The following is a 12,777-nucleotide window of genomic DNA, read 5'->3' as shown; positions in this document are numbered from 1 at the left end:
GCCTTTCAGGGTTATGCTTAAACTGAGCATAAGTCGGGCTCCAGCTATAACGCCCGCGGACGATGTTGCATAGCGTCCTCAACATGTCGCCAGAAGTCCTGCGCGGGTTGACCCCCGGGGCCTCCCATGCGAGTGCGCCCCTCGCGCAGCCCTGCAAAACATAACAAAGACGGAAGCCCCCATGCCCGTTTCGCCCATCAAGATGGCCGACGCGATCCGCGTCCTTTCCATGGACGCCGTGCACAAGGCCAAGTCCGGTCACCAAGGCATGCCGATGGGCATGGCCGACGTGGCGACCGTCCTGTGGGGCAAGTTCCTGAAGTTTGATGCGGCACAGCCCAACTGGCACGACCGCGACCGCTTCGTGCTGTCGGCCGGCCACGGCTCGATGCTGCTCTATTCCCTGCTTCACCTGACCGGCTTCAAGGCCGTGACGATGAAGGAGATCGAGAACTTCCGTCAGTGGGGTTCGCTGACCCCCGGCCACCCGGAAGTGCACCACACCCCCGGCGTCGAGACCACGACCGGCCCGCTGGGCCAGGGCCTGGCCACCGCCGTCGGCATGGCGATGGCGGAAGCCCATCTGGCTGGCCGCTTCGGCTCTGACATCGTCGACCACCGCACCTGGGTGATCGCCGGCGACGGCTGCCTGATGGAAGGCGTCAGCCACGAGGCCATCAGCATCGCCGGCCGCCTGAAGCTCTCGAAGCTGACGGTGCTGTTCGACGACAACAACACCACGATCGACGGTGAAGCCACCATCGCCGAGACCGGCGACCAGGTCGCCCGCTTCAAGGCCGCCGGCTGGGCCGTGAAGGTCGTCGACGGCCACGATCATACGAAGATCGCCGCCGCCCTGCGCTGGGCCACCAAGCAGGACCGCCCGACCATGATCGCGTGCAAGACGCTGATCTCGAAGGGCGCGGGTCCGAAAGAAGGCGACCCCCACAGCCACGGCTACACCCTGTTCGACGACCAGATCCGCGACGCCCGCGTCGCCATGGGCTGGGACGCCGAGCCCTTCACCGTGCCGGGCGACATCGCCACGGCCTGGAAGAGCGTCGGCCGTCGCGGCGCCAAGGTCCGCAAGGCCTGGGAAGCCAAGCTGGCCGCCTCGACCCACGCCTCGGACTTCAAGCGCGCCATGGCCGGCGAGCTGCCCGCCAGCGCCTTCGAAGCCCTGGACGCCCACATCGCCAAGGCCGTGGAGGCCAAGCCGGTCAACGCCACGCGCGTCCACTCCGGCTCGGCGCTCGATCAGCTGATCCCGGCCATCCCGGAAATGATCGGCGGCTCGGCCGACCTGACCGGCTCGAACAACACGCTGGTCAAGGGCATGGGCGCGTTCGACGCGCCGGAATACACCGGCCGCTATGTCCACTACGGCGTGCGCGAGTTCGGCATGGCCGCGGCCATGAACGGCATGTCGCTGCACGGCGGCGTGATCCCGTATTCGGGCACCTTCCTGGCCTTCGCCGACTACAGCCGCGCGGCCATCCGCCTGGGCGCGCTGATGGAAGCCCGCGTCATCCACGTGATGACCCACGACTCCATCGGCCTGGGCGAAGACGGCCCGACCCACCAGCCGGTGGAACAGGTCGCCAGCTTGCGCGCCATTCCGAACCTGCTGGTCTTCCGCCCGGCCGACGCGGTGGAAGCCGCCGAGTGCTGGAAGGTCGCCCTGCAAAGCGCCCGCACCCCGTCGGTCATGACCCTGTCGCGCCAGAAGACCCCGCACGTCCGCACCAGCGGCGGCGATCTGTCGGCCAAGGGCGCCTACGAACTGTTGGCCGCCGAGGGCGGTGAAGCGGCCGTGACGATCTTCGCCTCGGGCACCGAGGTCGGCGTCGCCGTCGCCGCCCGCGACATCCTGCAGGCCAAGGGCAAGCCGACCCGCGTCGTCTCGACCCCCTGCTGGGAGCTGTTCGCCCAGCAGGACGCCGCCTACCAGGCCTCGGTCATCGGCCAGGCGCCGGTGCGCGTGGCCGTGGAAGCCGGCATCAAGATGGGCTGGGAGCGCTTCATCGGTGAGGACGGCAAGTTCGTCGGCATGAAGAGCTTCGGCGCCTCGGCCCCGTTCGAGCGCCTCTACAAGGAATTCGGCATCACCGCCGAAGCCGTCGCGGAAGCGGCCGGCGCCTAAAACACCGTGGTGGCGTGGAGTTCTAGAACTCCACGCCCACCCGCAGGATCGCCACCAGGGCGTGACCGACGCCGCCGTCGGCGCCCGGGTCTTTTACATATTGCAGGTCGGGCTGGATCGTGACCGGTCCGATCTTGTCCGAATAGGTCACCTCGACGGCGCTCTCGGAGTGCTGCAGGCGCTGGCCGGCGTCGAAGGCGTTGTCGCGGAACTTGCCCGACAGGAACGCTTGGTTGACCCCCACCGAGAAGGCGCTGTCGGGGCGGCTCTCGAAGACATGCTCCACCAGCACGCCGGCCTGCCAGCCGCCCTTGAAGGCGGTGGTGTCGCCATCCGAGACGCCCAGACGCGCGAAGGCGGTCGTCTTGCGCAGGGCCTCATCGCCTTGACCGAGCAGATGCCGCTCCAGCAGCACATAGGCGCCCTGGGCGGTGGCGTGGGCTGGATCGCCGGCCGGCGTGACCGCGCGGATGTCGTCCTGCTTGTCGGTATAGCGCCAGGCGCCGACCGCGATCTTACCGCGTCCCGTCCAGCCCGCCTCGCTGATCAGCAGCAGGCCGTTGTCGAACGAGGTCTTGATGCCGCCCGGGTCGCCCAGCACGCCGGCATTGGCGTTCAGCGCCGCGACCTCGGCATAGACATGCTCGTTGGGCGTCCAGCGCACCCGCACCGCCAGCGCGGTCGACGGGAAGATCGACGGCCCGTTCGGCCCCGTGGCCGCCAGCTCCGAACCGATGCCGAAGGCCGGGGCCAGCAGCATGCCGGCGCTGTCGTTGGAATAGAATTCGCTGTTGAGGTCGTAGAGGCCGGCGCGCACCGACGCCTTGTCGCCAAAGCCCTGCTCTACCCAGGCCTCGAACAGGCGGGTCCGCTGGCGGGTGACCTCGATATTGTCGACACCCTGCAGGGTGCCGGCGTCGTCATTGGGCATGGCGCCGCTGTTGTTCAGCAGCTCGAAGTGGGCGGTCGCGCCCTTCCAGCCGACGGCCTTGTCGAGGTCGAGATCGCCGAAGACCTGCAGATCGTCCAGCACGCGGCCGCGCTTGGCCAAGCCCCCGCTCACCGTGCCGGCGACGTCGGCGGTGTAGTTGCCGCTGAGCTTGAAGGCCGGAACATCCTCGGCATGCGCGGCATGGGCGGCCAGGCACCCGGCGGCGATCAGGAACGCGGCGGCGGCCGCGCGGTAAGTCGTCGATTGGCGCATTTCGCCCCCGCTGACCCGACATTCGATCGGGCTTGAGCGTCATCGCTCGGGAGGAGGCGCCATCCGGTAAACCAGGCCTGTGGCGAGTCGTCGCATGTCGCGCGGGCTCAAAGGCAAAAACGTGCGGAGGTCAGCCGTGGCGGCCGATCGACGCGAACAGGAATTTCTCTGGAAGGTCCTTGGTGGAGCCGAGGGGAATCGAACCCCTGACCTCCTCATTGCGAACGAGGCGCTCTACCATCTGAGCTACGGCCCCAAGGAGCGGCGGAGATACGGCCCCTGAGCGCGCTCGTCAAGCGGGGTTCTCACCGCGCCTTGCCAGCAACCTCCGGGCGCGGCAAGAAGCTGTGGCGTCCAACGGAAATCCCATGGCCCCGATCATCAATCTCGTCTTCTTCATCATCAACGCCCTGCTCGACCTGCTGTGGTGGGCGATCGTCATCTCGGCGATCCTGAGCTGGCTGTTCGCTTTCGACGTGATCAATCGGCGCAACCAGTTCGTCTACAATGTCGCCACCTTCCTGGACCGCGTCACCGACCCGATCCTGGCGCCGTTCCGCCGGATCATCCCGTCGATCGGCGGCGTCGACATCAGCCCGATCATCGTGCTGCTGCTGCTGCGCGGCCTGCAGCTCTTCATCATGCCGGCCTTGCAAGGCACGCTGCTGAACCTCCTTGGCTAATCAGGTTCTTGCCGTCCGGCTCACCCCGCGCGGCGGCCGCGACGCGGTCGACGGCTGGGCGCTGGACGGCGACGGACGCCCGTATCTGAAGGTGCGCGTCGCCAGTCCGCCCGTCGATGGCGCGGCCAACGCCGCCCTGCTGGCCTTCCTGGCCAAGACCCTGAAGATTCCGCGCTCGGCCGTCCGTCTGGCCGCCGGCGACACCGCCCGCGTCAAGCGGCTGGAGCTGGACGACGTCACGCCCCAGGACCTGGAGCGGGCGTTCGGTCCGCGCCCCGCCCAAGCTTAACCAGGAAAAACTTACCTCCACCGTGGGCCAAACGGGCGTTTTGACGCACGATCTTGCCTCAACCCCATTTTGAGCCAAGCCATTGACGTGGCGGGGTTTTCTATATTTTCCTTTAGCCCTTCGCGCCTAGCCTTGGTCGCGAAGGGGATCGGGGGATCCCTGGGGGTGTCAGGCGTCCATGTCGAGGACTGGAGTTCAGGGGGATGTGGCTCGCGCCGCGGCTTCGCGGCGTGCGAACACCTATCTGCGCCTGGGCGCCACCCTGGTCATCGCCGCGATGCTGCAGATCTATATGCGTCCGGCCTGGGGCTGGGTGTGGGCGTCGATCTACACGCTCTGCTACACATTCGAGCTGTGGGTGCGACGTCCTCTGGCGTTCAACCCGGGCGCGCCCGTCGCCACCTGGCGCCGCTGGGCCGCCTTCGTCGCGCCGGCCATCACCTCGACGGCGTTCGGCGCCCTGTCGATCATCCTGTTCGCGTCCCACATCCGCTTCGCCCCCACCCTGGGCGGCATGCTGCTGGCCGGGGCACTGCTGAACGTCGTGGTGGTCAATGCTGGCAACCGCTCGGCCACCCTGATGGCCGCCGCGCCACACGCCCTCTATCTGCTGATCGTCCCGTTCGTGGCCAAGGCGGCCAATCCGGGGGCCAATCTCGCCGACATGCTGTGGTTCGGGGCGCTCTTGATGATCGTCTCGGTCACCGTGGCCGCCCGCACCCTTAGCACCGCCCTGAAGGCCGAGGCCGACGCCAAGGCCGAGGCCGAACGCCGCCGCCATGAGGCCGAGGAAGCCGTCGCCGCAAAGTCCGCCTTCGTGGCCATGATCAGCCACGAGCTGCGGACCCCGATCAGCGCCATCCTGGCCGGCGCGGCGCGCCTGCACAGCGAGGTCCCCGAGGCCAGCTCCAAGGTCCACGCTCAGCTGATCACCGACGCCGGCGGCCTGATGCGCACCCTGCTCAACGACCTGCTGGATTTCTCGCGGCTGGAAGCCGGCCGGATGTCGGTCGAGAAGACCACGTTCAACCTGCGTCAGAGCCTGTCGGACACCCTGCGTCTTTGGCGGCCCGAGGCCGCGCGCAAGGGCCTGCGGCTACGGGTCACCGGCGCGGCCAGCCTGCCCCGCTGGACGAGCGGCGACGCCATGCGCCTGAAGCAGGTGCTGAACAACCTGCTCAGCAACGCCATCAAGTTCACCGAGCGCGGCGCGGTCACCGTCGTGCTGGACGCCCGTCCTGTCGGCGACCAGCTGCTGCTTTCGATCACGGTGCATGACACCGGTCCCGGGATCGCCGAGACCGCCCTGCCCCGGCTGTTCACACCGTTCGACCAGCTGAACGCCTCGGTGGTTCGCCAGCACGGCGGCTCAGGCCTGGGCCTGGCGATCAGCCGCGAGCTGGCCCGCTTGATGGGCGGCGACCTGACCGCCGCCAGTGCGCCAGGCGACGGCGCTCGCTTCACCCTGACCGCGACCCTGGACCCGGCCGAGGCGCCGCGCGTCGAGGAGGAGGGCCGCTCGATCACCGGCCTGCGGGTGCTGGTCGTCGACGATCACGTCGTCAACCGCCGGGCCATCGAGCTGGTTCTGGAACCGTTCGGCGTCGACGCCACCCTGGCCGAATCCGGCGAGGAGGCGCTGGAGCTACTGGCCGCGGAGGTCTTCGACGCGGTGCTGATGGACCTCTACATGCCCGGCATGGACGGTCGCGAGGCCACCCGCCAGCTGCGGGCCAGCAACGGCCCCAACCGCGACATCCCGGTCATCGCCGTCACCGCCTCGGCCACGCCCAAGGACTGGGCGGCCTGTATCGACGCCGGCATGAACGCCCATGTCGCCAAGCCGATCGACCCGGTCGAGCTGTTCAGCGCCCTGGCTCAGGTGCTGGCGGGCGCGGTCGAAGACTCTGACGTGCTGGTCAGCAGGGCCTGAAGGCGGGCGGTCAGGGCCGCTTCGTCCTTAAAGTCGCACTCCCAGATCACCTCGACCCGCCAGCCGGCTGTCTTCAGCGCCTCGATCGACCGTTCATCGCGGGCGACGTTGCGGGCCACCTTGGCCAGCCAGTAGTCGCGATTGGCCTTCGGCACGCGCGAGCCCCGCGCGCAGTCGTGCCCGTGCCAGAAACAGCCATGGACGAAGAAGGCCAGCTTGCGGCCCGGCATCACCAGGTCCGGATTGCCGGGCAGATCCTTGCGATGCAGGCGGTAACGCGCGCCCAGGCCCGTCAGGATGCGGCGCAGGGCCTTCTCCGGCGTGGTGTCCTTGCTCTTCACGCGGGCCATGACGGCCGAGCGTTTGGCCTTGTCGTAGACGTCGGTGGTCATGCCAAAACACTCAAGGGCGTGTTTCCGGCGGGAAGCGGCCCAGGCGCAAGGTCCCGGTCAGTAGCAGCACGCCCAGCTTCTTGAGGCCCGGCCAACGCGACATCGGGGTGAAGAACCAGTCCCGCATCAGGGGCCAGAACGCGCCGTGGGCCTGGAAGAGCGGCGTCAAGGCCTTGGAGGTCAGCTGATAGATGCCAGTGTGGCGTCGCCGGTCTTCCTGCCAGGCGCGGACGGCAACGGCGGTCGGGCGGTGATCACGGTCGAGACGCGCGGCCAGCTCGACGGCGTCGACCAGAGCGAGGTTCGCCCCCTGCCCCAGCTGCGGGCTCGTGCCGTGCGCCGCGTCGCCGATCAGCACGCAGGCCTCGCGGTTCCAACGCCCGACCGACACGTCACGATAGATAGCGCGGGAGAAGCCTTCCCAGTCCTCGCGGCCTTCCAGCAGGGCGGCGGCGTCGGGCCACAGCCCGCCCAGTCGCTCGCGCCGCCAGGTCTCGAAGTCGCCGGCCAGGAAGGCGTCCATGGCCTTGACCGGCACGGACCAGAACAGGCTGACCTGATCTCGCCCGATCGGCAGGACCCCGGTCATCACCTCGGCGCGGTGATAGACCTGTCGCAGGGCCCCTGCGAAGCGGCCTTCGGGATCGGCGGCGTCGGTCCAGACCGCGCCCCACGGATAGACCGGCGCCCGCGCGCTGGGCCGCACGGTGGTCCGCAAGGTCGAGGCCGAGCCATCGCCGACGATGGCCAGGTCGAACGGGCCGAAGACGCGGCCGTGCTGGTCGTGCAGCACCGGCTTGGCCGGGTTCTCGATGCGGACGATGCGGGCGTCGGTGACGACCTCGACTCCGGCCGGTGCCAGCTCGTCATGCAGGGTGTCGAACAGCACCGCCCGGTGGATGCCGACCCCATGCGCGCCGGCCCGCCAGTCGCCGTAGTCGAGATCCATGACCCGGCGGCCGCGCGTGTCCTGGCCTTCCAGCTTGTCGACGCGAGCCCCGGCGGCGCGGATGGCCTCGTCCAGGCCCAGCGCCTTCAGCGCCGCCAGGCCGGTCGGCTGCAACAGCAGGCCCGAGCCCAGCGGACGCGGGGCGGCGAAGGCTTCCAGCAGGGTGACGGCGTGGCCGGGGCGCGCCAGGGCAAGCGCGGCGGCCATGCCGCCCACGCCGCACCCGACGACGCCGATCCGCAAGGGTGTCAGAGCCCCTCGAACAGCGCCGTGGACAGATAGCGCTCGGCGAAGCTGGGGATGATCGCCACGATCACCTTGCCCTTGTACTCGTCGCGCAGGGCCAGGTCGAAGGCGGCGGTCAGGGCCGCGCCCGAACTGATGCCGACCGGCAGGCCCTCGGACGCCGCCGCGCGGCGGGCCATGGCGAAGGCGTCGTCATTGTTGACCTGAACGATGTCGTCGATCACGCCGCGATCCAGCACGCCCGGCACGAAGCCCGCGCCGATGCCCTGAATCTTGTGCGGGCCGGGCGCGCCGCCCGACAGCACGGCCGAGGCTTCCGGCTCGACGGCGACCATCTTCAGCGACGGCTTGCGGGCCTTCAGCACCTGGCCGACGCCGGTGATCGTGCCGCCGGTGCCGACGCCCGAGACCACCGCATCGACCGTCCCGTTGGTGTCGTTCCAGATTTCCTCGGCGGTCGAGACGCGGTGGACCAGCGGGTTGGCGCCATTCTCGAACTGCTGCGGCATGACCGAGCCCGGCGTGGCCTCGATCAGCTCCTGAGCGCGGGCGACGGCGCCGCGCATGCCCTTCTCGGCCGGGGTCAGCTCCAGCTTGGCGCCCAGCAGCAGCAGCATCTTGCGGCGCTCGATCGACATGCTTTCGGGCATGACCAGGATCAGCTTGTAGCCCTTGGCGGCGGCCACGAAGGCCAGGGCGATGCCGGTGTTGCCCGAGGTCGGCTCGATGATGGTCGCGCCCGGCTTCAGGAGACCCTGGGCCTCCAGGGACTCGATCATCGAGGCGCCGATGCGGTCCTTGACCGAGGCGATCGGGTTGAAGAATTCCAGCTTGGCCAGCACCTCGCCCTTGGGCTTCAGCTCGGCCGACAGGCGCGGCAGGCGGATCAGCGGCGTGTCACCGATGGTGTCGATGATCGAGTCGTAGATCTTGCCGCGACCAGCACGCTTGAAACGCGCGGCGTCATAGAGGGAGGAAGCGTCGTCCATCTGAGAACCCAGAGCCTTAGGTTGCGGGAAGCGGCCGCACACTAGCCCCCGAAGCGGGGACTGTCAGCGGGTCATTCGGCGGCGAGGCTTGCAGTTTTGCTATCGAGCAGGGGCTCCAGCAGGCTTTGCGCCAGCCAGCGCACCACCGGGACCGCGACGCCGTCGCCGATCACCTGCAGGCCGGCGGTCTGCGAGCGCGGCAGGGCGTAGCTGTCGGGCAGGCCCATCAGGCGCGCGCCCTCGCGCGGGCTGACCAGGCGCGAGCGGACCTCGCCGTTCTCGATGACCAGCAGGGTCTGGCGGGAAGAGCCCCCGCGCGGGGTGCGAAGGCAACCCGCGAGACCGTCGAACCGCACCTCGGCCCGCTGCTCGCCGCCGCGCATCCGGCGGAACACCGCGCCGACCGAACGACCGCCGGCCTGGCGCCGCGTCTCGACCGCCTGGCGGTGGCTGTCGGCCATCAGGGCCAGCAGGGCCTCGGTGCGCTCGGGAGGATTCCAGGCCACGGCCGTGTCGGGCTCGAGCATGACGGCCAGATCGGTGTTGCGGGCTGGCGGCGACGGGACGCCCCACCAGATCCAGCTCGCTTGCAGGTCCTCGGGCAGCCGCGCGGCGGCCTCGCGCACGGCGCGGGTGTGGAAGGCGCTGGAGCCCTCCAGCTCGCCAGTCGGCAGGCGGGTGGCGACCACGAAAACGCGGGGCCGTGACTGCGGGACAAAGGCGCCGGCGTCGATCTCCAGCGCTCCGAAACGGTAGCCCTCTTCAGACAGCACGCCGCACAGGGCGGTGAAGTCGTCGCCGTGGTGCGAGGTCAGCAGGCCCACGACGTTCTCGATGACGATCACCGGCGGGGCGCGGCCTTGCGCCGACAGCGCCTTCATCAGGGTCCAGAAGCCGAAGAAGGCCGACGACTTGCCGCCCGCCAGGCCCGCGCGGGCCCCGGCCAGGCTGAAGTCCTGGCAGGGGCTGGACGCCCAGGCCAGGTCCGCGCTCGGCAGGGCGTCGGCGGCCAGCTCGAAGACATCGCCCGTGTGGAAGTGATCCTCGGCGTCGCCCGGGAAGTTGGCGCGATAGGTCGCCGCCTTCACCGCGTCGAAGTCGTTGGCGAATGCGCAGGACCAGCCTTCGCCCAGGCCGAGGCGCGCCATGCCGCCGCCGGCGAAGAATTCAAGGAAGGCGTGTTGGCCGGTGCGATTCATCGAAGCGGAGTCTAGCCTCACCGGGCCTAGCCGGGATAGCCAGAGACATGCGCACCGCCGTCCTGATCGCCGCTCTTTCCACAGTCCTGTTGGCCGCCTGCGACGCGCCGCTGGGCTCGAACGAGAGCGCCCCGCCGCCGGCCGACGCGCCGGTGACCGTGGGGCCCGACTACAGCGGCGACTTCGACGCGGTCGGGACCGAGCCGTTCTGGACCCTCAAGATCCGCGCCGCCAGCATGACCCTGGCCCGTCCAGACCACGCCGAGGTCGCCACCGCCAATCCCGGCGTGCGGGCCGACGGAGACCAGGGCGTATGGGACGGCACGGTGGACAAGCAGCGGCTCGTGCTGCGCCTGACGCCCGGCGACTGCTCGGACGGCATGTCCGACCGCCGTTACGGCTATTCGGCCGAGGTCTGGATCGACGGCGAAACCCTGCGGGGCTGCGCCTCGAAGACCCAGGACCTGGCCGCTCAGCCCAAGCCCTAGTCGCCCTTCGGACCCAGATAGTTCGGTCCATAGACCGCCGCGCGGAAGTCGCGATGCAGCGTGCCTTCGAACGGGAAGGTCTGGACGAAGAACACCGCCGTCAGCTTGTTGGCCGGATCGACCCAGAACAGCGTGGTCTCGCGGCCGTCCCAGAAGAACTCGCCGGTGGCGCCGCGGTTTTCCTCGGCCGTCTTGGGCTGGCTCTTGCGGACCGCGAAGTCGAAGCCGAAGCCGACCGAGCCCTTGCTGGGCAGCCACCACTTCTCGGTGACCCGGGCGTCGAGATGATCCGTGCTCATCAGCCGAATGGTCGAGGGCTTGAGGATCCGCACGCCGTCCAGCTCGCCGCCGTTCAGCAGCATCCGCGAGAAGCGGGCGTAGTCGTCGATCGGCGCGACCAGGCCCGCCCCGCCCATGGTCAGGCGACGGCTGGGGTCGAAGTTCAGCTTGCGGGTCTCGGCGTCGTCCTGGCGGGCCAGCTTGCCGTCCGCGCCCTTGTTGTAGGTGGCGGCCAGGCGCGCGAAGGCGGCTTCGGGCTGGGTCCAGCCGGTCTGCTTCATGCCCAGCGGATCGAGGATGTGGGCCTTGGCGTAGGCCTCATACGGCTGGCCGCTCAACACCTCGACCAGGCGGGCCTGGACGTCGACGGCGGCGCTGTAGCTCCACTGCTCGCCGGGCTGGTAGAGCAACGGCACGGTGGCCAGGCGGCGGCTGAATTCGGCGAGATCGTTCTTCAGGTTCAGCGGGTCGACGGTGGCGAACACCTTGTCGGCCGGCAGGCCGCGCCCGCCGTACGAGAAGCCGGCCGTGTGGCGCAGGACGTCGCGGATCAGGATCGGACGGTTGGCCGGCACGACTTTGCCTTGCGCGTCCATCACCTTCATCTCGGCGAATTCGGGCAGGTAGCGCGACAGTGGGTCGTCCAGACCGAACTTGCCCTGTTCCCACAGCTGCATCAGCGCCACGCCGGTGACCGGCTTGGTCATCGAGAAGATCTGCACCAGCGTGTCGCGGCGCATCGGCTTGCCGGCCTCGCGGTCGGCCATGCCGGCGGTCCCGAAATAGCGCTCCTGGCCGTCCTGCCAGACCAGGGCCGAGACGCCGACGGCGCGGCCGCTGTCGACCATGGCCTTCAGGGCCGCGTCGATCCGGGCCTTGTCGATCTTGACGGGAGCAACGGTTTCAGCCGTCGGAGCGGGACGCGCCAAGGCCGGCGCGGCCGGAACGGCCAGCAGCGTCGCCGCGATCGCGGCGAGGATGATCTTCTTGGACACGTGGCCTTCCCCGAACGCTTCTTATGACTGCGCGGGACTGTCGCTGACGTTGGGGCGGTTTTCCAGCGTGTCGTAGTCGTAGATCAGCCTGGGATCAGGTGAGATCGCGTTCCTGGGTGGCGACCAGCTTCAGATAGGCGCCGTAGGGCGACTTGGCCAAGTCGTGGGCCAGGCCCATCAGCTGCTCGGTCGAGATCCAGCCGTTCTGGTAGGCCACTTCCTCGACGCAGCCGATCTTCAGGCCCTGGCGGTGCTCCAGGGTGCGCACGAACTCCGAGGCCTCCAGCAGGCTGTCGTGGGTGCCGGTGTCCAGCCAGGCGAAGCCGCGGCCCATGCGCTCGACCGACAGGTCCCCGGCCTCGAGATAGAGGCGGTTGATGTCGGTGATCTCCAGCTCGCCCCGCGCCGACGGCTTCAGGTCGCGGGCGAAATCGACGACGCGATGGTCGTACATATAGAGGCCGGTCACCGCCCAGTTCGAGCGCGGCTTTTCCGGCTTCTCCTCGATCGACACCGCCTTGCCGGCGGTGTCGAACTCGACGACGCCATAGCGCTGCGGGTCGTTGACGAAATAGGCGAAGACGCTGGCCCCGGTCTTGGAGCGCTCCTTGGCGCCCTGCAGGATGCGGCCCAGGCCCGCGCCGTAGAACAGGTTGTCACCGAGAACGAGCACGGACGGCTCGTTGCCGACGAAGTCCGCGCCGATGCGATAGGCCTCGGCCAGGCCGTTCGGGCTCGCCTGCTCGGCATAGGTGATGTTGATCCCCCACTTGGCGCCGTCGCCCAGCAGGCCCTCGAACAGCGGCAGGTCGCGCGGGGTCGAGATGATCAGGACATCGCGCACGCCGGCCATCATCAGCACCGACAGCGGATAGTAGATCATGGGTTTGTCGAAGACCGGCAGCAGCTGCTTGCTGATCGCCATGGTCACGGGATGGAGGCGCGTGCCCGACCCGCCCGCGAGGATGATACCCTTCATTACGTCTTC

12 protein-coding genes and 1 tRNA gene are annotated in these 12,777 nt (G+C 69.0%); 5 read left to right on the top strand and 8 right to left on the bottom strand.

All coding sequences use genetic code 11. The features are described 5' to 3' along the window. The first annotated feature begins 181 nt into the window (after window positions 1–181). Entirely contained in the window at window positions 182–2,143 is a 1,962-nt protein-coding gene (gene tkt, locus AC07NI_RS14625; protein WP_494620269.1) for a transketolase, read from the top strand. A gap of 22 nt (window positions 2,144–2,165) precedes the next feature. On the opposite strand, the gene AC07NI_RS14620 is transcribed toward tkt, so the two are convergent. Both AC07NI_RS14620 and AC07NI_RS14615 read right to left on the bottom strand, forming a co-directional pair. Beyond that, window positions 2,166–3,347 (bottom strand): carbohydrate porin, encoded by a 1,182-nt coding sequence (locus tag AC07NI_RS14620; RefSeq protein WP_494620267.1) that lies wholly within the window; start codon window positions 3,345–3,347, stop codon window positions 2,166–2,168. A 180-nt stretch (window positions 3,348–3,527) separates the two neighbouring features. Then, window positions 3,528–3,603, bottom strand: a tRNA-Ala gene (locus AC07NI_RS14615). Between the two features lie 112 nt (window positions 3,604–3,715). Here AC07NI_RS14615 and AC07NI_RS14610 point away from each other — a divergent pair. The 3 genes from AC07NI_RS14610 (at window position 3,716) to AC07NI_RS14600 (ending at window position 6,252) form a co-directional block, all read left to right on the top strand. Next, window positions 3,716–4,030, top strand: a complete 315-nt coding sequence (locus tag AC07NI_RS14610; protein WP_494620265.1) for a YggT family protein — start codon at window positions 3,716–3,718, stop codon at window positions 4,028–4,030. Then, the gene (locus AC07NI_RS14605; protein ID WP_494620261.1) at window positions 4,023–4,319 is read left to right on the top strand and encodes a DUF167 family protein; all 297 of its coding nucleotides are present in this window, start codon (window positions 4,023–4,025) and stop codon (window positions 4,317–4,319) included. The genes AC07NI_RS14610 and AC07NI_RS14605 overlap by 8 nt, the downstream gene beginning before the upstream one ends. A 178-nt stretch (window positions 4,320–4,497) precedes the next feature. Then, window positions 4,498–6,252 carry an ATP-binding protein gene (locus AC07NI_RS14600; protein ID WP_494620257.1) on the top strand — a complete coding sequence of 585 codons (1,755 nt, stop codon included), beginning with the start codon at window positions 4,498–4,500 and terminating at the stop codon, window positions 6,250–6,252. On the opposite strand, the gene AC07NI_RS14595 is transcribed toward AC07NI_RS14600, so the two are convergent. The 4 genes from AC07NI_RS14595 to AC07NI_RS14580 all read right to left on the bottom strand — a co-directional run bounded on the left by AC07NI_RS14595 (window position 6,198) and on the right by AC07NI_RS14580 (window position 10,027). Then, complete coding sequence (locus AC07NI_RS14595) at window positions 6,198–6,644, bottom strand: very short patch repair endonuclease (protein ID WP_494620254.1); 447 nt, start codon at window positions 6,642–6,644, stop codon at window positions 6,198–6,200. The genes AC07NI_RS14600 and AC07NI_RS14595 overlap by 55 nt on opposite strands. 10 nt (window positions 6,645–6,654) lie before the next feature. Then, complete coding sequence (locus AC07NI_RS14590) at window positions 6,655–7,836, bottom strand: FAD-dependent oxidoreductase (RefSeq protein WP_494620252.1); 1,182 nt, start codon at window positions 7,834–7,836, stop codon at window positions 6,655–6,657. 5 nt (window positions 7,837–7,841) lie between these two features. Next, window positions 7,842–8,828: a cysteine synthase A gene (gene cysK / locus AC07NI_RS14585; RefSeq protein ID WP_494620250.1), complete on the bottom strand. Its 987-nt coding sequence runs from the start codon at window positions 8,826–8,828 to the stop codon at window positions 7,842–7,844. 71 nt (window positions 8,829–8,899) lie between these two features. Then, window positions 8,900–10,027, bottom strand: coding sequence for a DNA cytosine methyltransferase (locus AC07NI_RS14580; protein ID WP_494620248.1), 1,128 nt, complete (start codon window positions 10,025–10,027; stop codon window positions 8,900–8,902). Window positions 10,028–10,074: 47 nt separating this feature from the next. On the opposite strand from AC07NI_RS14580, the gene AC07NI_RS14575 reads away from it, so the two are divergent. Next, window positions 10,075–10,515, top strand: a complete 441-nt coding sequence (locus AC07NI_RS14575; protein ID WP_494620246.1) for a COG3650 family protein — start codon at window positions 10,075–10,077, stop codon at window positions 10,513–10,515. Here AC07NI_RS14575 and AC07NI_RS14570 read toward each other — a convergent pair. Together AC07NI_RS14570 and rfbA are read right to left on the bottom strand one after the other, a co-directional pair. After that, on the bottom strand, window positions 10,512–11,789 hold the full coding sequence (locus AC07NI_RS14570) for a serine hydrolase domain-containing protein (RefSeq protein WP_494620244.1): 1,278 nt from the start codon (window positions 11,787–11,789) through the stop codon (window positions 10,512–10,514). The two genes, AC07NI_RS14575 and AC07NI_RS14570, sit on opposite strands and share 4 nt — an antisense overlap. A gap of 94 nt (window positions 11,790–11,883) precedes the next feature. After that, window positions 11,884–12,768: a glucose-1-phosphate thymidylyltransferase RfbA gene (gene rfbA, locus AC07NI_RS14565; protein ID WP_494620242.1), complete on the bottom strand. Its 885-nt coding sequence runs from the start codon at window positions 12,766–12,768 to the stop codon at window positions 11,884–11,886. Window positions 12,769–12,777 lie beyond the last annotated feature (9 nt).

It is taken from the genome of Caulobacter sp. GW821-FHT10E02 (assembly GCF_059415225.1).
Note: the sequence above shows the minus strand (reverse complement) of the source record. Positions and strands in the feature narration are given on the sequence as shown.